15 protein-coding genes are annotated in these 22,484 nt (G+C 55.6%); 7 read left to right on the top strand and 8 right to left on the bottom strand.

Annotated elements, in window-relative coordinates:
- Positions 1-33: 33 nt before the first annotated feature.
- Both CYPRO_RS00910 and CYPRO_RS00905 read right to left on the bottom strand, forming a co-directional pair.
- Positions 34-786, bottom strand: coding sequence for a LytR/AlgR family response regulator transcription factor (locus CYPRO_RS00910; protein ID WP_114982712.1), 753 nt, complete (start codon positions 784-786; stop codon positions 34-36).
- Entirely contained in the window at positions 783-1,781 is a 999-nt protein-coding gene (locus CYPRO_RS00905) for a sensor histidine kinase (protein ID WP_114982711.1), read from the bottom strand. Before CYPRO_RS00905 ends, CYPRO_RS00910 begins: the two co-directional genes overlap by 4 nt.
- Before the next feature lie 488 nt (positions 1,782-2,269).
- Here CYPRO_RS00905 and CYPRO_RS00900 point away from each other — a divergent pair, with 488 nt between their 5' ends.
- The 4 genes from CYPRO_RS00900 (at position 2,270) to CYPRO_RS00885 (ending at position 8,918) form a co-directional block, all read left to right on the top strand.
- Positions 2,270-2,641 carry a hypothetical protein gene (locus CYPRO_RS00900; RefSeq protein WP_114982710.1) on the top strand — a complete coding sequence of 124 codons (372 nt, stop codon included), beginning with the start codon at positions 2,270-2,272 and terminating at the stop codon, positions 2,639-2,641.
- A gap of 75 nt (positions 2,642-2,716) precedes the next feature.
- Positions 2,717-3,601, top strand: a complete 885-nt coding sequence (locus CYPRO_RS00895; RefSeq protein ID WP_114982709.1) for an ABC transporter ATP-binding protein — start codon at positions 2,717-2,719, stop codon at positions 3,599-3,601.
- Positions 3,602-3,615: 14 nt separating this feature from the next.
- Complete coding sequence (locus CYPRO_RS00890; protein ID WP_114982708.1) at positions 3,616-7,224, top strand: M1 family aminopeptidase; 3,609 nt, start codon at positions 3,616-3,618, stop codon at positions 7,222-7,224.
- 206 nt (positions 7,225-7,430) lie between these two features.
- The gene (locus CYPRO_RS00885) at positions 7,431-8,918 is read left to right on the top strand and encodes a M28 family peptidase (RefSeq protein WP_164682424.1); all 1,488 of its coding nucleotides are present in this window, start codon (positions 7,431-7,433) and stop codon (positions 8,916-8,918) included.
- A 212-nt stretch (positions 8,919-9,130) separates the two neighbouring features.
- On the opposite strand, the gene CYPRO_RS00880 is transcribed toward CYPRO_RS00885, so the two are convergent.
- The 3 genes from CYPRO_RS00880 to hutH all read right to left on the bottom strand — a co-directional run bounded on the left by CYPRO_RS00880 (position 9,131) and on the right by hutH (position 12,841).
- Positions 9,131-9,760 (bottom strand): GNAT family N-acetyltransferase, encoded by a 630-nt coding sequence (locus tag CYPRO_RS00880; RefSeq protein WP_114982706.1) that lies wholly within the window; start codon positions 9,758-9,760, stop codon positions 9,131-9,133.
- 72 nt (positions 9,761-9,832) lie between these two features.
- Entirely contained in the window at positions 9,833-11,098 is a 1,266-nt protein-coding gene (locus CYPRO_RS00875) for a metallophosphoesterase (protein WP_164682421.1), read from the bottom strand.
- Between the two features lie 225 nt (positions 11,099-11,323).
- Positions 11,324-12,841, bottom strand: a complete 1,518-nt coding sequence (gene hutH / locus CYPRO_RS00870) for a histidine ammonia-lyase (RefSeq protein ID WP_114982704.1) — start codon at positions 12,839-12,841, stop codon at positions 11,324-11,326.
- Between the two features lie 156 nt (positions 12,842-12,997).
- Here hutH and CYPRO_RS00865 point away from each other — a divergent pair, with 156 nt between their 5' ends.
- The 3 genes from CYPRO_RS00865 to CYPRO_RS00855 all read left to right on the top strand — a co-directional run bounded on the left by CYPRO_RS00865 (position 12,998) and on the right by CYPRO_RS00855 (position 16,393).
- A complete protein-coding gene (locus tag CYPRO_RS00865; RefSeq protein WP_164682419.1) occupies positions 12,998-13,471 on the top strand; it encodes a CoA-binding protein in 474 nt (157 codons plus the stop codon).
- 103 nt (positions 13,472-13,574) lie between these two features.
- Positions 13,575-15,008 carry a hypothetical protein gene (locus CYPRO_RS00860; protein ID WP_114982702.1) on the top strand — a complete coding sequence of 478 codons (1,434 nt, stop codon included), beginning with the start codon at positions 13,575-13,577 and terminating at the stop codon, positions 15,006-15,008.
- Positions 15,005-16,393, top strand: coding sequence for a hypothetical protein (locus CYPRO_RS00855; RefSeq protein ID WP_114982701.1), 1,389 nt, complete (start codon positions 15,005-15,007; stop codon positions 16,391-16,393). Before CYPRO_RS00860 ends, CYPRO_RS00855 begins: the two co-directional genes overlap by 4 nt.
- A 94-nt stretch (positions 16,394-16,487) precedes the next feature.
- Here the strand turns inward: CYPRO_RS00855 and CYPRO_RS00850 are convergent, their stop codons facing one another.
- The 3 genes from CYPRO_RS00850 to CYPRO_RS00840 all read right to left on the bottom strand — a co-directional run bounded on the left by CYPRO_RS00850 (position 16,488) and on the right by CYPRO_RS00840 (position 22,429).
- Complete coding sequence (locus CYPRO_RS00850) at positions 16,488-18,614, bottom strand: ATP-binding protein (RefSeq protein ID WP_124245472.1); 2,127 nt, start codon at positions 18,612-18,614, stop codon at positions 16,488-16,490.
- A 334-nt stretch (positions 18,615-18,948) separates the two neighbouring features.
- A complete protein-coding gene (locus CYPRO_RS00845) occupies positions 18,949-20,055 on the bottom strand; it encodes an IS110 family RNA-guided transposase (RefSeq protein ID WP_114982699.1) in 1,107 nt (368 codons plus the stop codon).
- Between the two features lie 373 nt (positions 20,056-20,428).
- Positions 20,429-22,429 carry an LVIVD repeat-containing protein gene (locus tag CYPRO_RS00840; RefSeq protein WP_114982698.1) on the bottom strand — a complete coding sequence of 667 codons (2,001 nt, stop codon included), beginning with the start codon at positions 22,427-22,429 and terminating at the stop codon, positions 20,429-20,431.
- Positions 22,430-22,484: the final 55 nt, after the last annotated feature.

The following is a 22,484-nucleotide window of genomic DNA, read 5'->3' as shown; positions in this document are numbered from 1 at the left end:
TTCATATTGCGATTGCTGACGGGACATTCATTTTCATACCGAATCCGAAGCGATAAGATCCCGCAGCTTTTGTTTGTAGATGGCCCCAACAGGCAGCTCGGTTTTCCCGATTCTGACGCGGTTCCCGTCAATCGCGTCTATTGCCCGCAGGCGTACGAGCCATGCTTTGTGAATGCGCACAAAGCCGTGATCCGTCAAGGCGGTCTCGAGGTCGCTAAGCGTGCGGCGCTCGACCAGGGTTTGTTCGGGCAGATGAATTTTGATGTAGTTCCCCCAGGCTTCGATGTACAGGATGCGGCCCACTTCTACGCGCTCGGTCACCCCGTCTGTTTTGATGCTGAGAAAAGCCGTTTCCGCCCCGGAAGATGCATCGGCGGAGGCAGCCGCATCCGGGGAAACTTCCGGACCCGATTTCACGCTTCCGTTGACCCTGCCGAGATAGCGCCTGACTTTTTCAACAGCCGCAAGAAAGCGGGCATAGCGCACCGGCTTGAGCAGGTAGTCGGTTACTCCAAATTCGTAGCTTTCGAGCGCATAGTCGGCATAAGCGGTAACAAACACTACGCAGGGCGGGGCGTCCAGGGTTTGGAGCAGTTCAAAACCCGTGAGATCGCTCATCTGCATGTCGAGAAACATGAGATCAACCGGATGCTGCCGCAGAAAGGTCAGGGCCGAGGTGCCGTCGTAGCAGTTGCCCACAACCTCAATATCGTCGATTTTGGCGCAGTGTGCTTTGAGCACGGTATGCGCGGGTGCTTCATCATCTACAATCAGTACGCGAATCATAGCGGGATGATCAGTTTGGCCTGCCAGCGGTTGCCTGCCGCTGCGCTGTGCAGCGTGAAGCGACCGGGGTACAGACGTTCGAGCCGCTCGCTCAGGTTTTTGAGTCCGGTTCGGGTCGAGGCGGTTCGGTGATTGGGGTGAAGTTCGTTTAGGGTTGTAAGCGTAAGTTCCTGTTTCCCTTGCTGTATGTCAATTGAAATCGTGGTCGCCTTACCCGGCTGTACGCCGTATTTGACCGCATTTTCAATGAGGGGCATGAGCAGGAGCGGGGGTAGGAGGCGTGAGGGTACCTCAGCCTGCACCTTCAGTTCGATGCGGTTGGCAGGGGTCAGCCGCATCCGTTCGAGGGCGATGTAATTGCGGATGAGCTCGAGTTCTTCACCCAGCGTAACCTTGTCCCATTTCTGCGCTTCCAGAAAATAGCGGAACATCTCCGACAGGTTCAGGATCATCTCGGAGCCTTTCTCCGGATCCGTCAGGTTCACGCCGTAGATGTTGTTCAGGGTGTTGAACAGAAAGTGCGGATTGATCTGCGATTTCAGGGTGTCGAGTTCGGCTTTCAGCAGCTGCGCCTGCATTTCCTGGAGCAGGTAGCGGTCGAGCAGTCCCTGTTTGGCATAGCGCATGCCGATTGAGATGCCCATCACAAAGGAATACGAAACCAAATCCGAGTAAAAACTCTGGATAAAGGAAGACTCGAGCAACAGTACGGAGAGGGTACGAACGGAAAATACAATCCCGACCAAAGCCAGTACGATCGCGCCGCCAAACAGCACATAGCGCTGATTCTGAAACAATTTTGTGTGCAGGTACAGGGCGGTGTAGCTCGCTGTGATCATGCTCAGCCAGATCAGACTGATAATGAGGAGGTCTTCCGAGCGGTTGGTGCTGCCTTCCTCCGGTTCAGAAGAAAAGAAGCCCACAAACAACAGCAGCAGCAGGCTCAGCCAAATCAGGATTTGGATCAGGTTGTTTTTTTGGATGAGGGAGGACATGCAGCGCTGTGGTGTAAGGTTAAGAAGGCGGGTTGTGGAGCTTCGTTGTTTTCAGGGAAATAATTCTGATCTGGCAGGGACGCCCCCATCAAAAAGCACGGGACAGGCCGTAGGGCTGGGAATTATCACAAGCACGGCAGACCGTGATGCGCACGGAGTTTCTCCCAAAAATACAGCAGGCTGAAATGCACAGGAGGCATGGATCAGGGTATGATGCATAATTTGATTTTTGTGGAAAGGGCGGAGGGCTGTTTGTGAAGGAATCACAGTGATCACTTTGATTCGGCTGAGGTCCGCAAAGATAACAGGTGTGACTGAGGACTGATAATTTTTGGGATGAACGCGGTTCGTCACAAAACGGAAGGATTTATCACAAAAAATGGAGCAGCTCCGGAAATAGCCTGAATTTAGGGCGTGATTCTGAGCGGGCAAAACAGACCGCCGGACGCAACCTCACTCTTAATTAACACTACTTAAACACTTGAATCATGCAAAAGACAATCATCCTCCTTTTGGTTTACGCGGGCGTGACCGCTGCCTTCAACAAAAATGCCGATGCGTACGCTGGTATCACCTCGCCGGGTTATTCTGTGGAAGTTTTAAGTACCGATGAAGCAGACAAACCCGCGCCCAAGCGCAAGGTGTGCTTGTTTTGGGGACTGATCGGAAGCTGCGGATTTCAGGCAGAAGCTTCTTTTAATGTGGAATCGGGAAGTGTTTCCGATGTGCCGGAAGTGCAATCGGGCGTAGCGCAAACGGAAGCCCCAAACAGCCGCTCGATTTTGTGGGGTGCCGTGCAGTGGAGCGTTCGCAGCGCAGATAGCGGGGAAAATGAAGCGCGTAAAAGTGCTGACAACTGACCTTTGCCTGTAACCTTAGCGGCGGGCTTCCGTTCGCAGCCGCCTTACTCAACACATGACCGAAAATCCAATCTTATGAATGCCACTTCCAGCCTTACCATCACCCGACTCACCAAAGAATACGCCAATGGCGTGAAAGCACTCGACGGCGTTTCGCTCACCATCGAACCCGGCATGTTTGGCCTGCTCGGTCCGAATGGGGCCGGGAAGTCCTCCCTGATGCGCACCCTTGCCACACTGCAGGAAGCCGATGCCGGTGAAGTTTCCCTTGGCGAACTCGACGTGCTTCGCGATAAGGAGGAGGTGCGGCGACAGCTGGGCTATCTTCCGCAGGAATTTGGGGTCTATCCGAAAGTATCGGCCCTGTTGCTGCTCGATCACCTCGCCCTGCTCAAGGGGTTCCGGAACAAAGCGGAGCGCCGGGAGATGGTGGACTACCTCCTGCAAAAAGTGAACCTGTTCGAACACCGCACAAAGGCGGTGAGCAGCTTCTCGGGCGGGATGCGTCAGCGGTTCGGTATTGCGCAGTGCCTGATCGGAAGTCCGAAACTGGTGATTGTGGATGAGCCCACCGCGGGACTCGATCCCGGCGAACGCAACCGCTTCTACACTATTCTGAGCGAAATCGGCGAGCAGACCATTGTGATTTTATCTACCCATATCGTGCAGGATGTACGCGAGCTCTGCACCCGCATGGCGATCATGGACAAGGGGCAGGTGCTGTACGAAGGCACGACCGACGATGCGCTGGCGCTCATCACCGGCAAGGTGTTCGAAAAGCAGGTCGAAAAAGAGGACCTCGAGGCTTTTCGCAACGCGTACCGCGTGCTCAGCTCCAAGATGGTGGGCGGAAAACCGCGGGTGCACGTGCTGGCGGAAGAAGATCCGGGCAACGGGTTTGCGCCCGCCGGCGAGTCCCTTGAGGATGTGTATTTCGCCAAGCTCAACAACATCATTTAAGCCGGGGCAAAATTATGTGGACCTTTATTCAGTATGAGCTCAATTTTTGGCTGAGACGCCCCATGCTTTGGGTGTTCTTCGCCCTGGTAACCGTGATGGTCGGTGGCGCGGTTTCCTCGGATTTCATCACCATTGGCGGTACGACCGCCGACACCGTGTACCGCAATGCGCCGACCGCCATTCAGGATTTTTACGCTGTAATGGGGATCATCACCCTGCTGATGGTGACGGCCTTCATGAATTCAACAGCCAACCGCGACATCAGCAGCGGTATGTCGGCTTTGGTGTTCTCCAGCCCTATCCGTGAACGTGATTACTTCTTCGGAAAATTCATCGGCGCTTTCCTGATTGCCTGCATCCCCATGCTTGGTACGAGTTTGGGCATCCTCCTCGGCCCCCTCATGCCCTGGGCTGACAGCGCCCGGTTTACCTCCGTTTTCTGGGGGGCACACCTCCAAAGCTTTCTGATTTTCGGTATCGCGAATACCCTGATTATGGGTGTGCTGGTTTATGGCCTGGCCGTGACTTTCCGGAATACCATGGTTTCCTTTGTCGGTGCGATGGTCATTCTGGTAATGGTGAGCATAAGCAGCGGAATTGGCAGCAACCTCGATAACCAATGGATAGCCGCGCTTTCCGATCCCTTTGGCTTAACAGCACTTGATCAGGTCTCCCGTTTTCTGAGCATTGATGAGCAGAATACCATCACCGCACCTTTCGAAAGCTGGCTGCTCTGGAACCGGCTTGGGTGGATGGCACTCTCATTCGCCATTATGGGATTGCTGTACTGGCGCTTCTCCTTCACGGAATCAGGATGGACTTTTTTCCGGAGGAAAAAGCGCTCCGATGCTTCAGAAATTGCTGAAAGTCAGCCGCAGGCACCCGGCTACGCGCCCATGCGAAACTTTACAGCGCCTGTCGCTGCGGGATTCTCCTGGACGGCCCTGTTCAGTATGGTTCGCTTTCAAACAGTCTCTATTCTTCGCAATCAGGTTTTCCTGATCATCCTGCTGATCGGTCTGATCAATCTGGGGGGTAACCTCACCTTCTTTTACGACTGGTACGGAACCCCGGTCTATCCAACCTCATATTCGGTGATTGATCGCATTGCCGGCGGCTTTTACATCTTTATGATCGCCATCATCGTTTTCTACACCGGCGTGCTGGTTTGGAAGGAGCGGGATGCGGGCATTAGCGACATGCTCGATGCGAGTGCCGTAAGCACGGGGACGATCTTTGTATCCAAATTCATCGCCATGATGCTGGCGCTTGCAGCTGTTCAGATCGTGCTGATTTTAGCCGGCATTATCACGCAGCTGCTTTCCGGCTATCCGCAAATTGACTTCACACATTACGTAGTTGAACTGCTGATTATGGATATGCTGACTTTTGCGCAGCTCGTTGCGGTCGCCCTCCTCATCCATACGCTGGTCAACAACCGCTACGTGGGCTACTTTGTGTTCGTAGCCGTGCTGGTAGCACGGGCCTCCCTTCAGGGCGCGCTGCGCACGGAGTTTAACATGTTCATGCTTTGGAATCAGCCAAGCCGGATTTTTTCCGACATGAACGGCTACGGGCCTTTTGTGCCGGGGATGGTCTGGTTCAACCTGTACTGGGCCTTTTTTGCCGGACTCCTGCTGATTGCCGCTTACGCGTTTTTCGTGCGCGGCCATCACAGCCGTTTTTCGGACCGGCTCACCGAAGCGGGCCGCCGTTTCCGGAAAGCCCGCATCCCCGCTCTTGCGCTGTTTACCGCGTTCCTGGCAAGCGGCGGCTGGATTTACTACAACACGGCTGTGCTGAACACCTACATTTCATCCAAAGAAATGGAGCAGATACAGCTGAACTACGAGCTCACCTACAAGCAATATGAAGGCATTGCGCAGCCGCGATGGGTGCATTTCGACTACGAAATTGACATTCATCCCTATGAGCGGGCCCTGTTTGTGCGGGCATCAGCGGTGATCGTGAATAAATCTGAGGCAGCCCTCGATTCGCTCCATTTCACCCTGCCCGGATCGGTGCGCCCGGAAAACATGCTGATCGACATCCCCGGCGCTACGCTGGCCCTCGATGACGCCCGTCACGGCTACCGCATCTACACCCTGGGCCAACCGCTGATGCCCGGCGACAGCCTGCACATTCAGCTCCGCTCTGAAATCGTTACCCGCGGCTTTGAAAACGAAGTTTCGTTTACCTCCCTCACGCAAAACGGCAGCTTCTTCAACAACTTCGATATCATGCCCTTTTTCGGGTATCAGTCGGGATACGAAGTGCAGAGCCCGACCCGCCGCGCTCGGCTGGGCCTGCCCGAACGGGCACGGATGCCGGTGCTGGATGAGAACGATCTCGTCAGCCGGGCCAATCACTATGTGAGCGGTGACTCCGACTGGATTACCATGCGTGCGGTCCTCAGCACGGCTGAAGATCAGATCGCCGTGGCACCCGGAAGCCTCAAACGCGAATGGACGCAGGACGGGCGCCGCTATTTCGAGTACGAGCTCGACCACAAAGCGCTGAACTTCTACGCCTTTATGTCGGCCCGCTACGAGGTTGCCCGCGAGCGCTGGAATGAGGTGGATATCGAAGTGTACTACGCGCCGCGCCACAGCATGAACGTGCCGAATATGCTGTCCTCGATCCGGAAGTCCCTCGAGTATTATACCACGCATTTCGGACCTTACCATCACACGCAGGCGCGGATCATTCAGTTTCCGCGGTACAGCAGCTTCGCGCAGGCCTTCCCCGGCACCATGCCCTACAGCGAAGGTATTGGTTTCATCAGCGACCTGCGCAATCTGGGTCCCGGCGATATCGACCCGGTTTTCTATGTCGTGGCCCACGAAATGGCGCATCAGTACTGGGCGCATCAGGTGATCGGAGCCCGCATGCAGGGCGCGGAAATGCTCAGCGAGACCTTCTCGCAATATGCCGCACTCATGGTGATGGAGCAGGCCTTCGGACGCGAGCAGATGGATAAATTCCTGCGTCACGAAACCAACTCCTACCTGCGGGGTCGTGGACGTGAGCGCATCGCGGAGCGTCCGCTGATGCAGGCCGAGGAGCAGAGCTACATCTACTACAACAAAGGCTCTATCGTGATGTACTACCTTAAAGAGATGATAGGGGAGGAAAACGTGAACCGGGCACTGCGCTCGCTCATCGACACCTACGGTTATCAGGAGCCGCCCTATCCCACGACCCTCTCGGCAGTGCGCGCTTTCCGAGAGGTCACCCCCGACTCCCTGCAGTACCTCATCGAAGACCTGTTCGAAACCATCACCTTCTTCAGCAACACGGCGGTTAGCGCAGAGTTCGAGCAGGACGGGGATGAATACATCGTAACCCTCACGACCCGCACCGAAAAATTCCGCGCGGATTCGCTGGGCGTGCTGGCGCCCGTGCCCCTGAACGACTTTATCGACATCGGCATCTTTGCGCGCCCCGAACAGGGCCTCCGCCTGGGTGAGGCGCTGCTCATGGAGCGGGTGCACATTACTCAGGAAGAGAACACTTTTGTTAGGCGTGTTTCAGCCGAACCACGCACGGCCGGCATCGATCCGTGGAACGTCCTCATTGATCGTCAGCCCGAAACCAACACGCGGCGGGTCACACGGCGGTAAAAACACAGCCCGAATCCGGCCGTCCAGGCAGTATAGCCTCCGTTTTTTGGGGGGAACGCCGTGCACATCACTGGCTGAGGTGCCATTTCAAAGCCCCCAAGCCTAAGATAAATCCCTTGCTTTTTGAGGACGGTATCTTGTTTTTGCGGCACTATCAAAAACGCATGATGCCTCCAAACCCCAACATCCATCCAACACAAAAGATCATGTTTAAACCATTCCGATTCGTCCTCACAGTCGCGCTGCTGCTGGTATCGGCCCTGCCTCTTCATGCACAGGCGCCCGATGCGCAGGGTAATCTCGCCGAGCGGCTGTCCTATCACGTACATCTGCTGGCCGCCGATTCCCTCGAAGGGCGCCCGCCGGGCTCCCGCGGCAGCGAGATTGCCATGAACTATATCGCAGCGCACTTCGAAACCTTCGGGCTGCAGCCTTTTGAAAACGGCTCCCATTTTCAGCCCTTTCAGCTGCGTCATGCAAGCGTGAACCTCAATGCCACCAACGTGATTGGGATAGTCGAGGGGCACGATCCGCAGCTTCGCAACGAGGTCATCGTAATTGGCGCGCACTACGATCATATCGGGTTCAACCCCGGCAGAGAAGGCGTTGAGCGGGTGTACAGCGGCGCCGATGACAATGCCTCCGGCACAGCCATGATGATGGAACTCGCCCGCTACTTCGCGGAGAATCCCGAAAAGACCGCGCGAACGCTCCTGTTCATCGCTTTTGATGCCGAAGAAATCGGCCTGCGCGGCGCCTATCATTTTGTGCGCAACCACGGATTCGACTCGACCAATAACCTCCGGCTGATGTTCAGCCTCGATATGGTCGGCATGTATGAGGCATACAACGGGGTGGACCTCAAAGGCATCGGCTCGCTTGCGGGAGGCCGCAGCATTGCGGTACCGGTTTCGGAACAGCACGGCGTCCGCCTCAAAAACACCTCCGCCGATATCGAGCCCCGCACCGATACCTGGCCGTTCGGCGAAGCCGGCATCCCTGCCGTTCATGTATTCACCGGACTCAAATCCCCGTATCATCAGCCGCAGGATACCGCCGACCTGCTCGACTACGAAGGCATGGCGCGTATCACGACCTACATGAAAGATTTATTGACCGAACTTTCAGTGCAGACAGCCCTGGAGCCTGCCCCGCGTTTTGTGCGTGCGGTATCTCCGCGTGGTGTACGAACAGATGTTGGTGTATTGCTCAGTTTGGGGGTAAGCCGTCACCGGTATCCGGACGCCTTCTTTGCAGCGGGCAACGCGCAGTTTTCAGCGGGTGCCGGACTCTTCGCGCAGCTGCATTTTGGCCATTCGTTTGTGCTGCAACCGGAGTTGTTCTATGATTTCAACGGCAGCGAAACCGAAGCCGGACGCTTCAGCCGGCACTCTGTAAGTCTGCCGGTAAACGTGCAGTACAATCTCGTGAATGAAGCCGGCGGACTGTTAAGGCTGTACCCCTCGGCTGGTCTGTATGGCCGGTACTCCTTCGCCGGTAAAGTGGCCGGGGAAGATCTCGATTTGGGCGGTGTACACCGCGACCTGGAGTGGGGCCTGAATCTGGGCGGGGGACTTCAAATCTACAGCTTCAATATCGGCTACAGCTGGCGGCGGGCCTTCAACACTGTCTCCACCGATGGCCTCAACAGCTTCGCGGCCTCCAACACCCTAACCGTTGGCTACCGCTTCTGAAATATCCCTGATAGGGCTGTATGAGCTGAAAAGTCCAGAGCCCAGGAAAATCGTAGAAATTTCGGTTTGACCCGAAATATTTAGCTAAAATTTTCGGGTCAAATCGAAATATTATCAAAACAAACTCCCAAAAAAAATAAACGCATCTGTAATACTATCAAGGGCTTAGTTTGTTTTTTTTGTCGACATTCGAACAATATAAAACGCATAACTCACCCTTCTCCCGCCTTCCTAATCATGCAATACTGCTCCAGTGCCAACCCGGGACGTCCCAGCGTTTTTATCAGCTCGAAGCCGAAGTGCTCGTACAGGCCGACATTTGCGGGGTTATGGGTTTCGAGCACGACTGTGAGACCGTGCTCATCAGCGTAGCTCAGTGCCGGACTGATCAGCCGCCGGAAGGCGCCTGTGCCGCGCAGAGCGGGATCAACTGCAATGATTTTGAGGCGGTAATGCCGCTTCGGCACGCTTTTCCTGTACCAGCTCAGGTCGTTGGCCGCTGCGAGTTTGCGGGTATTCTGTATCAGCCGGAAAAAATCACGCAGACCCAAAACCGGCACCGAAACAAGCACAATTTTGAGTTTGAATAAGCCTTCCGTGAGCCGGTTTTCGGCGGAACTTTCCCCGCCTATCATAAACGCCCGCGGGTCGCCATCAAGCAGGTGCAGCAGGCCGTGCTGCGCGGCATAGCGGATATGGAGTTCCGCGTGCCGGTCGAGCAGGCTTTGTTTCTTTTCAGGCGGCAGACCCTCCAGCGTAGCTGCGGTGCCGGGGTCACCTGCAAAGCTGCCGGCAAGCACCCGGGCAACGGTTTGGATAGCATGGTGATCAATCGTATTCATGGTTTAATCAATAATGCTTGCAGGTGAAAGAAGCATCCATTTTGTAGGGGAATAGTTCCCGTGCAGTTTGGTTTATCCCTGATTCAGCCGGCTGATCAGCGTCTCCCGGGTCATGACCGGAGGATCTGCCCGTTCGAAAGCGTGCCCTTCACTGCCCAAAAAACGCATCTGATTAAAGGGCGTACCAATGGCAACCCAGCCGTTAACTGCGAGCGTGTAGGTTTGGTCAAGCTGAATCGTATCCGGGAAACTGCCTGCAACGTACTCGCCGGTAGAGCGCTCCCAGTTGTCGAAATCGAACTGATTAGCTTTATTTTTTAAAGTGATGAGATCTGTACCGCTCAGGGTGGCAATCCACATGTTGTCGTCAAAACGGATGGATCTCTGAATATCAAAAAGCCGCACATCCCCTAAAGGCAGGGCCGCACCGAAAGTAGTGTTGTTGAGTGCAGCTGCATCGGTTCCGGAGCTTTCCCTGAGCCAGGACGCCATTTGCTGCATCAGCTGTGTCTGTGTTTGGATGACGGTGTTGGAGGCAACAACTTCCCGAAGGTTTTCCGGAAGATGTATCTCTTCAAGCTCCTGCGCCAGGGCTAAAAATGCCGGGTCGGCAGGCAGGCTGTCGTCTATGGTAATGCTTTCAAGCTCGTAGCGGGCGATATTGCCTTTAAAGCTGAAGCGGACCAGGTCGATGATTTCACCATAAGACCCGGTATGCAGGGCAATTCGTTGGTCTTCTCTGACGACGAACCGAAGGTGATCATGGCCGCCCAGCAGCACGGCAGGTTCCGGCAGGGTAGGGAAGACAGTCCGGTCGCTCAGTACCCCGTCATGATCCATCAGAATGTTGAGCCGGTCATTTCTCCAAAGTGCGGGTAATTCTTCCGCGGCATAGGCAAAAGCTTCCGGCACGGTCCAGCGCTCGCGGTGAACGCCGGGGTAGGTGGACATATCGTCGGTCGCGATGCCCGCAACCGAGAACCGAACCCCGTTTATTTCACGGTGAAGCACGGTAGGGGCCAGCGGTGTACCATCTGAGATCTTCCGCATATTGCTGATAAACTGAACACCGTCCGCTTCCATTTGCTGAGCGACATCCCGCATATCCGCGGAAACTGCGCCTTCATGGTTGCCTGCGTTGAGAAAAACCGGTGCTACGGCGCTCAGTTGCCGGAGAAACTCCCGTTCTGCGGCGCCACCGGTATTAAACGAGACCGGATTCCGCTCAAACACATCCCCGTTAATCAGCACAATGACCGCTTCCTCCTGCGCGGCAAGGGACCTCACAAGCGGGATAATGCGTGCCATCTTATCCATAGCACTGTGAAGGTCAGCCATGCAGATCAGGGTAAGAGAGGCAGGCTCCCGGTTCGAAGAAACGATACTGCAGCCTCCCAAAAGAAGGAGGCCGGAAACCCCAGTTAATCCGGTTTTAATAAAATGACGCCGGCTGCAGGAAGCTTTTTTTTCCATCATGGTTGGGCTAAAGTTAAATATCACATTTTGATTTAAAATACAGTATTCAGCCCACTTTACTAATCCCTGACGGGGATGATGCTTGTTTCACCCCAATTCCCCCAATTCCTGCCCGATCAAATCCAGATAAGCACCATCGCGAATGAGTCCGAGACTCTTTTCCATGTACTCTTTAAAATAGGTATCCTGCTCGGCGTGCGGGATGTGGTCACGCACGAAGTCGTGGAAAATTTCGACCCCGCGGCCCGGACGCAGCGGCTTCCGGAAATCCAGCGCCTGAATGCCTGTAAGCAGCTCAATTGACAGAATGTGCTCCACATTTTCGAACACGCGCAGCAGCTTGGTCGCGCTGATGCTGCCCATGCTCACGTGATCCTCCTGACCCAAACTCGACGGGATGGAGTCCACTGAGGCGGGATGGCACAGCACCTTGTTTTCTGAAACCAGCGAGGCCGAGGTGTACTGCGGAATCATAAACCCGGAGTTAATGCCGGTATGCTGCATGAGCAGGGTCGGCAGGCCGTCGTGACCTTCGAGCAGGAGGTAGGTGCGCCGCTCGGAAATGTTGCCGATCTCGGCAAGGGCAATCGCGGCATAATCCATCGCAAGGGCGACCGGCTGACCGTGGAAATTGCCGCCGCTGATGATATCGCCGTTTTCGAAAACGAGAGGGTTGTCGTTCACGCTGTTGAGCTCGGTTTCCATCACCTGCATGCAGTGCGCTAAGGCGCCGCGGCTTGCCCCGTGTACCTGCGGCACACAGCGCAGGCTGTAGGGATCCTGCACTTTGCCGCAGTTGCGGTGCGACTCCAGAATTTCGCTTTGCTGTAACAGCAGCCTCACATTCCCAGCGACAACCGCCTGACCCGGATGCCGGCGAATCTGCTGAATGCGGTCATCGAAAGGGGCGATGCTGCCCTGCAGGGCTTCGAGGCTTGTGGTCGCGAGCAGGTCGGCAGTTTTGAGCAGCCGGATGGATTTTTCCAGCACCCAGGCGCCGTAGGCCTGCATCAGCTGCGTGCCGTTGATGAGCGAGAGGCCGTCCTTAGCCTGAAGCTGCACCGGTATGAGGCCGTGCTGCTGTAGCACTGCTCCAGCCGGAAGCTGTTTTTCACCCGCCTCATCCCAAAAATGACCATAGCTGATGAGCGGCAGCGACATGTGCGCGAGCGGGGCAAGGTCACCGGATGCGCCAAGGCTTCCTTTCGAGGGCACAACGGGAATCAGGTCGAGTTCGGCGAAGCGAAGGAGCAGGGCGAAGGTTTCCCGCGAAACACCCGAATAGCCCTGACCCAGGGTATGTAGCTTGAGCTGCAGCATCAGCCGGGTGATGTCTTTGGGTACAGGCTCGCCCACACCAACTGCATGGCTCAGCAGCAGATTCTGCTGAAGCTGCATGAGGTCGCTGTCAGAGATGCGCCGGCTCGCGAGTCCGCCGAAGCCGGTGTTGATACCGTAGTAGGCGCGCCCGTCCTGAAGGGCCGCTTGGACGATGGCGCGGGACCGCTGCAGTGCGTCCGTGTCGGATGAAAGCTGTACGAGCCGGTGCCGGAGGTCGTCGTACAAGTGCGGCAGACGAACCTGATGTAGGAAGATATCAGTCAATCAAATAGTCGTTTAAGCCGTGTTTACGGCTGGGTTGAAGAATACGGAAGATGTGTAAACCTAAGCAAAAATGTTCAGATTTGCCGGATGAACTCCTATCTTAAATAACAGCAAAACGCTAAAAAACCTACCCAGAACAGGATGAATCCGGTGTCTATGGAATCTTCAAAAATGCCACAAAATGTACAGGCTTTTCTGGCCGGCAAACGCATAGCCGTAGCCGGCGTATCCCGAAAAGGGGACACTGCCGCGAGCCACATCCTCCGAAAATTACTAAAGTCAGGCTACGAGGCCATCCCCGTAAATCCGCATGCGCAGGAGCTTGAGGGGCAGCCCTGCTATCCAAGCCTTGAGGCCATTCCCGGGGGCGTCCATGCGGTGATGATCGCCACCAATCCCGATGTCTCGCTCTCGGTAGTGGAAGAATGCGCGGTGCTCGGCATCAGGCACGTTTGGTTTCACCGCTCGTTCGGGGACGGCAGCATCTCGGTCGAAGCCCTTGGTGCCTGCGAAGCCTTCGGCATTGATGCCATTATCGGGGGCTGTCCGCTGATGTTCCTCGAGCCGGTCGATATCGTGCATAAGTGCATACGCTGGTTTGGACAGCGCAACGGCAATGTGCCGGCTTAGGGAATAAATCCCGCTTTCGGGAGTTTACCACCCGCCGGCGCTTCTGTTGTGCACAGTGCTGCGGAAGACGGTCGCGTTTACCTTATCTCCAACTCCTGTACCCATGAAAGTGCTTTATCTGGTATCCTTCATCCTGCTTTGGAGCAGTGCCCGTGCCGGTGCGCAGACGCATCTGATCTCCGAAGAAGTGGCGCAGCGCTATGTGACGGCCTACCATCAGGGCTTCTCCGGAATTTTTGAAATCCGGACGATCACGCTCGAGGCCGGCGAAAATCTGATCGAAATCCGCGGCATTCCCGAGCTGCATGCGGTCGAACGGCTCACCCTGGTGATAGACGGCGACCTGCTCGAAGCCCGCATCGCGCAACCCGAGTCGCCCTTCCGCTCGCTCCTGGAGCGGCTGACCGGAACGCGGGTGCAGCTCATCAGCAGGGATTCGATGCAGGAGGGCCTGCTGGAATTCAGCGCCGGACTCCTCGCCCTGCGGCACGCCAACGGGCAGTACATCACGCCCGACCCGGCTTCGCACTTTATTCGTCCGATGGATGGGGAGGTGTCCCTTTTCGGGGACTCGGGTCTGATTGTGCGGGTGCATGCGAACCGCGCCGGGACACAAAACATCGGTCTGCTGTATGGCACCAACACCATCGGCTGGGCGGTGATGCACAGCCTCAGGCTGCATCCGGAGCGGCTGGCCTATGACTGGATTGCCGAAGCGCAGTTGTTCAACAATTCCGGCATGGACCTCGAAAACGTGTACCTACGCCTGTTTTCGGGGGATGTGGATGTGCGCCCAATGCCCCGCCTTGCCCACACCCGCCTGCCGCGGGTTCTCAGCGTCTATGATGACACGTTCATAGATATAGATGCTTTCCTGGAATTTGACAGCGGCATGGACATGGCGCCGGTCCGGATGAGCGCTATTACGGAAGCTCCGGTTCAGGTGCAGCTCGAAGACTTCTTCGCCTATGATTTCCCCGAGCCGGTGCTGTTACCGCAGGGTGCGATCGCCTCGGTGCAGCTCTTTCATTTTGAGCAGCTGCCGTACCGCACCAAGCATTTTCTGAGCATTCCCGCGCAGCAACAAAGGGAGCTTCGCACCACGCGCCTTGCGGTCATTAACGAAGACGAGGCGGGTGCCATCCCGACCGAAGCGCCGCCCGGAGAAGTGTACACGAGCAGTTTCCCGGCATCGGGTATGCCCGTTTTCGAAGGCAACAGCCGCGTAAACGCGACCCCGCCGGGCCTCCGGCGCTACATCGCGACCGGAGCGCATGTGCCGGTCCGCACCCGGCACAGCTACAGCGCCACAGGTACTTGGCGCGAACAGCGCACAGAAACCCACCGCATAGAAATGACCAACGAGGGCACCGACACCTATGAAGTTATGGTGCAGCGGGGTATCACTGGCAGAACGTTCGTGACTGCGATGCCCTCCGGCTTTGAACACCTGGGCAGCGTCATCAGAGGCATCATCCGGATTGAACCGGGACAGACCCAAACCTTCGAACTCGAACTCACGACCCCGGCACCATGAACAACTTCCTTCACAAAATCAGCTTAACGGCGCTGTTGCTGCTAACCGCATGCTCCGCAATTGCTCAAAACCCGGCAGCGGAACCCGAGCCCGGCTTTGTGTTTAGCTCCAAAGCAGATGAGGTGCAGATCAGAATTCAGGGCGGACAGTTTGCAACTGTGTGGGAAACCCGCATCCTCAGCCTGCAGGAAGGCACGAATGAAGTTTTGCTGCACGGACTGCCGAATCCGGCCAACATCACCGATCTGCAGTTTGCGGGCGAGCTCCTGCCCGTCGGTTCGGCCCTGCGGATGCAGTCCGGCGCCATGACCGGCCTGTTCGATCGCCTCGTGGATCAGCAGGTGACACTCACCGGGCCTGCCGGCACCATCAGCGGCACGGTTGAGCAGGTCAGGGGCAGCATGCTGAGCCTGCGCGATGCCGATGGTCATCAAATCATTGTGCCCAACCCCCATCAGTACAGCCTGCAAACGACGGGCGACAGCGCCGACATCCGCGCGGAAACGGGCGTGCTACTCACCTACAACGCGCCCCGCGCCGGCAGCTACCGCATTCAGCTCTGGTACCATACCGGACTCCTCGGCTGGACCGCAGAGCATCAGCTGCTCGTCGATGCCGAAACCGATCAGCTCGACTGGCATACCTTCATCCACCTTGAAAACAACACCGGTGCCGCCTGGGATGGGGTGCAGCTCAAAATTGAAAGCGGGGGCGTAAACCGGCGCGGGGGGATGGGAGGGCTAACTTCGCAGGTCGCCAACGACCGCAATCCCGATCGCTTCGTGCACGCTTTTGAGGATGCGATTGATCTTGCCCCCTCGGAAAGTCAGCGCCGTCTGCTGCTCAAAGCCGAAAACATCGCCTACGAAAAAAGCTACCGCTTTCAGGCCACGCACAACCGCAGCCTGAATGTCACCAACCGGCGCCCTGATATTTTGTATCGCATTGACGCCGGTCAAATGCTCGCGGCAAACAACGTCAGCGGCATCCCGCACCTTCCGCCCGGCGAAACGCGCCTGTTGTTACGCACCGGTGAAACCCTCACCCTCATCGGGGATCGTGAGCTCACGCGGGCCGCATCGGCTGATACCCTGATCCGCATTCAGGGCGGACGCAGCTCGCGCTTGCTGTTGGATGAGGTCGTCCGCGTACTCGCCTCCGGGCAGGATGAACGGCTCAACCGCATCGAAGGCACCTACACCGTCCGAAACCTCGGCACCCAATCCAAACCGCTGCAGATCAGCATCCCCACCAACGAAAACACCCGCGTGCTGAACGTCACAGGCGCCCGCTACCGCCTCACCGCCGATGCGCTTGAAATGGAGCTTGAGATGCAACCGGGCGCTGTGCAGGAAATCACGTTTACCTACGAAAGACGTCCGTAAAGGGGGGCGCTGACTGAATGTTGCAATTCAGCCTGCATCATAAAGCCTTGTCTGTTCTCAATGTCAGACCGGCTCTCTTTGGTTTGGGGAAAGGTCAGGATTTGGGCAACGTAACCGAAAAGTGTGAGCCTTCTCCCTCGGTGCTCACGAAGCTGAGTGAGCCGCCCATCCGCTTCACAAAATCGTTGCTGAGTTTGAGGCCGAAACCTGTGCCTTTCTCGTTTGCTGTGCCCATCCGGCTAAAGTTTTCTTCCGAAAAAAGACGCTGCTGCATCTCAGCCGACATCCCGATGCCATTATCATGTATCGTAATGGTAACGTGCTCCGGATCTTCATCTGCTGTAATCCATACTTTCCCTTGTTTAGCTGTGAATTTGAGCGCATTGGAAACGATGTTCCGAATGACAAAGGTGAGCGCGTTGGGATCGGCCAGTACATCGGGAACCTCCCCAACCTCACTTGCAAGATCTATCTTTTTCTTAGCCGCTATGAGCATAAAGAGGTGCAGCACTTCCTGAATCAGGTGTGTAGTTTTTACGGGTTTCGCTTCCATTCGCACGCCGGTGAGCTGCTCTTTGGCCCAGGTGAGCAGGTCTGACATCATGATGCTGTTCTCCTGAACGGCAGTTTCAACATCCGGAATCAGGGCTTTGAACTCTTCTGCAGAAATGGAATCCTCCTTAAGAAGTGTGAGAATGCCTTCCATGGAAACCAGGGCATTGCGCAGGTCGTGGGATACGATGGCGAAAAGCTTATCCTTGTCGCGGCTTGTTTGCTCCAGTTTTTGTTTTTGGACTTCAAGTTCTTCCAGAATCAGTTGTTTAGCGGCTGCATTGCGCTTCATTTGCACCAGCAACAGGACCAGGAAAACAAGGGCAAGTACGCTCACGAATATCAGGATGGATTGCAGGCGAAGCTGCGCTTCTTTCTGTAACTGCTGTTTCTGAAGGATTTCATTGATTTCCCGCTGACGGCTCAGCTCCAGAAAATTTTCTGCCAGCGCCAGCTCTTGCGTATATCTTGCCTGTGCAAGGCTGTCAGACAGGGTATGAAAGTGCAGCAGGTTTTCGTAGGCGGCATTGAAGCGCCCGCTTGCTGCATATACCTGGTGAAGCTCTCTTAAACTGGAAACCTTAAATTCAATATTGTTTAGAAGTTTAGCGGTATCGAGCGCGCGCTGGAAGTAGGGCAGTGCCCGGTTATTCATGCCCTGCCTTGCATACAGTTTACCCAGCTCAATCACATTGTGGTAAATGCCTTCGGGAATGCGCTGTTCTTCACTGATTGCAAGTGATTCGTTAAGAAGTGCTTCTGCTTCCTCATATCTACCGAGCAATGTAAGTGTTCGGCCCTGATTGTGAATGATCATTACAGACGGATTGCCCGGACTAACCAGATCGTAGGCTTCCTGTGCTGCATCATAGAACGCAAGAGCTTTTTCAAGAGAGCCCTCATTGGTGTAGAGGTTTCCCAGGTTAACAAGCGCACGAAACCGTTCAAGCGGGGCCTCGAGCACCTCAGCCAGTTCTAGGGCTTTCTCCAAATAAAACGCGGCGCTGTCGAACTGCTCGTTTCTGATATAAGCAATGCCCAGGTTGTTGTAGAGTGATGAAAGAAGTCGGGGATTGTCTGTATTCTCGGCCCTGCTAACGGCTTGAGCAAAGTATTGAAGGGACTCGGCGGGCCTGCCCATATCACTCAGGTAAATCGCAATGTTCTGATAGATGCCGACAGTTAGTGCATAGTAATCAGAAGCGGGCAGGCGGTACACGAAGTCAAGCGCAAGGTACAGCTGCCCGAGTGCAATCTCACTTTCTGTTCCCGGGTTGTAGCTGCCGGCCAGCGCATTGTGGAATTTAGCCCGGTAAATGCTCTGCGGAGCTGTTTCTATAAGTTCAGTAAGAATATCCCGTGCTTCGGCTATCCTGCCTTGCCTTATGTTGATGCGGGCGAGAAGTAGCTGTGTGCGCTCAATACCCGCTGTATTTTTTGCTGAGCGAAACAGGGCTTCCGCTTGCGTATTTAATGAAAGTGCAAGCTGCAGGTTCGCGCTCAAAAAAGCAGCTTCAGCTTCTGCGAGTACGGTATCCGCAGTTTGATCCTCATGCGGATTAACCTGGTTTTCATCGTTGGTTTGGGCAAAACCAATGGGTGCAATCGGAAAAGTACCCAATATTCCGATAGTAAGAACGAGAAATCCGGTGATGAGCGATGGCTTCAAAATAACAGGACAGCTATACAGCTGATTTAGAATAGTTTGCACAAGGTTGGTGCAAATATACCATAATTTTAAGTCTAAACCTTTTGGGCACGTTTGGGGAAAGACAGGTCAAAGTGTGGAAGCCATCGCCGGAAAAATAAATGGCATTATCTCTGAAAGTTGGAAGCTCAATACATGAACTATTGGTGACGTCAACTTTTGGGGTTCAAAGGAAATGTGATTGCAGGCCCGGAGCGCCAGCATCAAAAAGCAAGGGACGTACCGTTGATTTGGGAACTATCGGGTTGGCACTGCAGCCAGGTACTGTGTCAAAAGTCAAGTAATTTTTTTCCTTTTAATCTTCAAAAAATGCCATTTCTAGCTCCGGTATGGTAGTATCAACACCGGTATCGCCCTTGGGCGATACCGCGCTGGCGCTCAGGCCGGCCGGCCTGAGCGCCAGCGCGGCATCAAAGGCCTCGTTTTTCTTCCACAAATGGTACATCAGGCACAACAACTTCTTCTGCAAGGCCACATTGGCCTTCATTTTTATCCCGTGCCGGCTGACTAACCGATCATAATAGCTGTAATATGGTTGCTTCCTGTGCGACAAAATATTGCCAACCGGCATGTACATGGCTGCCCTGATGCGCGCATTGCCCTGTTTCGACATTTTTCTCTTGCCTTTGTGTTTGCCTGACTCCTTAACCACTATATCGTAACCCGCATAGCTGATCAGCTGGCTTCTTGACGTAAAGTATTCAAAGCCCAGCGTCTCTGCCAGCACCGTGGAGATTGTAATCAAACCTATCGACGGAATCGACTTCAGCTTATCCACCTTTTCTTCGATCTCCGGATCCGAATCCAGATGCCTGGTGATCAGCTTTTCAAGCTTGGTGATCTGTTTATCCAAGGCAGCGATGGTTTGCTGGACAATCTTGCGCGTATCTTTGATAGCGTAAGCGCTGTAATTGAGAGCGTGAAGCTGGTTTTTGAGCTGGGTCCGCTGTTCTACCAACGCGCCCCGGGTACGCGTGAGCTGACGCAGCTCGCTCCAATAGGGTTTAATGCCCCGCCATAGCTGCAGCTTCTTGCGCGCACCCATCAGGGCTAGCCCGCGGGCATCAATACGGTCGGTTTTGTTCTTGAATCCCTCAGACTCATTGAATCTACGCGCCTGACTGGGTAAAACCACGCTTAATGCCCATTCGGGGTGGTTATCAAACAGGTGCAGGGCAACCCGCTCGTAATACACACCGGTGGCTTCCATGGTGATGCGCACCGGTGCAGGCTGTTTGGACTCCCATTTGGTGACCCAGCTGACAAACTTGGGCAGCTCTGCCTGGGTGTTGTTAAACTTTCTGGAGGAGCGTACACGCTCGGTCTGTTCAACAGGGTTATACTCGAGGATGCAGGCCTTGAAGTCGTCTTTTGAGATATCTATGCCAATGGAATAAAACATGACTAATCAATAGTTTAGTGGTGTGTTATTTGCATCCGAAGCAGGATCCTGTCGCATGAATTTCACTCATGAATGGTAGCTTTAGAAACGGGTCTAAGCTCTAGGTACTGTTGTCTTTCAACGCCAGGATACAAGTCTGGTTATGCCTGGCGTGGTTCATCCGGTTAAACCGGTGATTGTGATGCTCCGAGGGTGCCAGACTTGCTCCTATTTCGGTTGTTTGGTTTCTAATCTAACACTTGCCCGATTAGACGCCAATTTGAATCAAAATTAACATATGAGTGATGCTCTCGGAGTTCCCCACCCAAAAAAAGGCCTGAGAAAGAAGGGGTGCTCTGTCTCAGGCCAGGATGCAGCTTACAGATTTTGCGGCTTAGCCGGCGAGCTCGCGGAGGACGCGGGCGATTTCGCTGACTTTGCGGCTGTTGGTGGCGCGCGCGGTGAGGGTTTCGGCTTCGGTGGCGAGGGCGAGGAGGGCGTCGCGCTTGCCGGTGCCGTTGAGCTGCTCGGCCCGGGCAAGTCCGCTGCGCAGGCCGGTGATGCTCAGCATATCGAGTTCGCGGTCGCGCTCGAGCTGATCGAGGTAAGCGCGGACAAGCGGCATGGATGCCGGCCACACAAATTTGGGCTGACCCTGCGGGTTGAAGTAGCGCAGTTCGACGGTGTTGGCCGCGTCAATTTCGTTTTGGGTGATGAACTCGCTGGGGATCATTTCGAAGATGTCGAGGCCGCGCGCGATTTCGGAGTTGATGAGGAGGCCGTTGTACCAGTAGATGGACCAGCTGCCGCCCACGATGAGGCGCTGATCGGTGATGGGGCCGCGGTCGTGAAAGGCGATTTCAATGGGGTTGGCCGGATCGGTGAAGTCAAAGATGTTGACGCCGCCCTGATACCAGCCCTGCACCATGATGTCGCGGCCCGGCACGGGGATGAGGGAGCCGTTGTGCGCCACGCAGTTTTCCTGCGGGGTTTGGGGCGCGGGCATTTTGAAGTAGCTTTGGAAGACCATTTGTCCGTCTTCAATGGTGAAGATGGCGTTGGCGCCCCACTCCAGCGGGTCGGTGTCGCGGCATTTGGCCTGCGTGCCGCCGCCCCATTCGTCAGTGAACACGACGACAGTGCCGTCGTTGTTGAAGGTAGCGGAGTGCCAGTAGGCGAAGTTGGAATCGGCGACTGCGTCAAGGCGCACCGGATTTACGGGATCGGTGATATCGAGGAGGATGCCGTAGCCTTCGCAGGCGCCGCCGGCAAGGCCGACTTCCGGGAAGAGTGTGATGTCGTGGCACTGATTCGGGCCTACATCGCCGAGGCGACCGCGGGAGGCCATCATGGCGTCGAGGCGGTCCTGAAGCTCATCGCGGAGCTGAAGGCTATCGGCAGCAGTGGGCGTTTCACGGCCGTTATCGCGGGCAACATCGCGAAGGAAGCTGCTGAGCCAGCCGCCGCTGATCACGCGCTCGAGGCCGTTGATGCTCGCGATATACGCGCCGGCAGCGCGCGCCTCTTCAATCATAGCGAGTTCGGTAGGGGCGTGACCGTGCACCGGGGGCGCGGTGAGGTCTTCGAAGATGCGGGGAGAGGAAACAATCTCGGCCAGCTCGGGATTGGCGAGCGGCACTTTGATGACTTCGATGCGGAAGAGGGCGGAATCGGGGTCTTCATCGGGGAAGGCAGCGGAACAGCCCGGCAGTTCTTCTTCGGGACGCACCGGGGCAGAGCCGGAGACATAGACGTAGATGTTCTCGTCGTCATTCGGGTCGATCAGTAGCGAGTGCGTGTGCGAGCCGCGGCAGGTTTGCACATCATGGATGTAGCGCGGGTTGTGAATGTCGCTGATGTCGAAAATCCGGATGCCGCGCAGGCGTGCTTCACTGATGCGCTCGGCTACGCCCTCAGTGCCGCAGTCGAGGCGGCCTTCGAGGCCTTCGCCCGAAACAAAGAGCAGGTTGCCGTACACCGAGACGTCACTCTGCGAAGCCGGACACAAAATCTCATTCACCAAAACCGGGTTTTCGGGATCGCTGATGTCCCAGATGATGATGCCGTTGTAGTTGCCCTGAATGGCGAAATTGTCCTTGAAAGCAAGGTCAGTGTTGAACGCGCCGATGAAATCACGGGGCGATGGACGGGTTGAAAGCAGGCGCATGTTCCAGATGGTTTCTTCGGCATCGAACAGGCCGGGCGCGAGACCGACGCGCGGATCAGGGGAGGGTGCGCTGAGCTGATGGATGGGCGTGAGCTGCGGTTCGGGAACAGGGGAAGGGATTTGCTCGGAAGCGGAACCGGCACAGCTGCTGAGCAGGATGAGGAAAGCGAACGGGCTCAGCAGCGCGAGCAGCTTTCGGGGGAAGACAGTAGCAAAGGTGTGTTTCATGGAGAGATTAAGTTAGTCAGTAGGAAAGGAGATGTTAGGAAAAAATCAAAACCGG

Origin of the sequence: Cyclonatronum proteinivorum, from assembly GCF_003353065.1 — a bacterium.
In the GTDB taxonomy this organism is placed as follows: domain Bacteria; phylum Bacteroidota; class Rhodothermia; order Balneolales; family Cyclonatronaceae; genus Cyclonatronum; species Cyclonatronum proteinivorum.
This window is presented reverse-complemented; position numbering and strand designations above follow the sequence as displayed.

Excerpts from the sequence above, each read along its gene's own strand:
- CYPRO_RS00910 (WP_114982712.1), bottom strand. The coding sequence starts at position 786 with ATGATTCGCGTACTGATTGTAGATGATGAAGCACCCGCGCATACCGTG.
- CYPRO_RS00905 (WP_114982711.1), bottom strand. The coding sequence starts at position 1,781 with ATGTCCTCCCTCATCCAAAAAAACAACCTGATCCAAATCCTGATTTGG.
- CYPRO_RS00900 (WP_114982710.1), top strand. The coding sequence starts at position 2,270 with ATGCAAAAGACAATCATCCTCCTTTTGGTTTACGCGGGCGTGACCGCT.
- CYPRO_RS00895 (WP_114982709.1), top strand. The coding sequence starts at position 2,717 with ATGAATGCCACTTCCAGCCTTACCATCACCCGACTCACCAAAGAATAC.
- CYPRO_RS00890 (WP_114982708.1), top strand. The coding sequence starts at position 3,616 with ATGTGGACCTTTATTCAGTATGAGCTCAATTTTTGGCTGAGACGCCCC.
- CYPRO_RS00885 (WP_164682424.1), top strand. The coding sequence starts at position 7,431 with ATGTTTAAACCATTCCGATTCGTCCTCACAGTCGCGCTGCTGCTGGTA.
- CYPRO_RS00880 (WP_114982706.1), bottom strand. The coding sequence starts at position 9,760 with ATGAATACGATTGATCACCATGCTATCCAAACCGTTGCCCGGGTGCTT.
- CYPRO_RS00875 (WP_164682421.1), bottom strand. The coding sequence starts at position 11,098 with ATGGCTGACCTTCACAGTGCTATGGATAAGATGGCACGCATTATCCCG.
- CYPRO_RS00865 (WP_164682419.1), top strand. The coding sequence starts at position 12,998 with ATGGAATCTTCAAAAATGCCACAAAATGTACAGGCTTTTCTGGCCGGC.
- CYPRO_RS00860 (WP_114982702.1), top strand. The coding sequence starts at position 13,575 with ATGAAAGTGCTTTATCTGGTATCCTTCATCCTGCTTTGGAGCAGTGCC.
- CYPRO_RS00855 (WP_114982701.1), top strand. The coding sequence starts at position 15,005 with ATGAACAACTTCCTTCACAAAATCAGCTTAACGGCGCTGTTGCTGCTA.
- CYPRO_RS00845 (WP_114982699.1), bottom strand. The coding sequence starts at position 20,055 with ATGTTTTATTCCATTGGCATAGATATCTCAAAAGACGACTTCAAGGCC.
- CYPRO_RS00840 (WP_114982698.1), bottom strand. The coding sequence starts at position 22,429 with ATGAAACACACCTTTGCTACTGTCTTCCCCCGAAAGCTGCTCGCGCTG.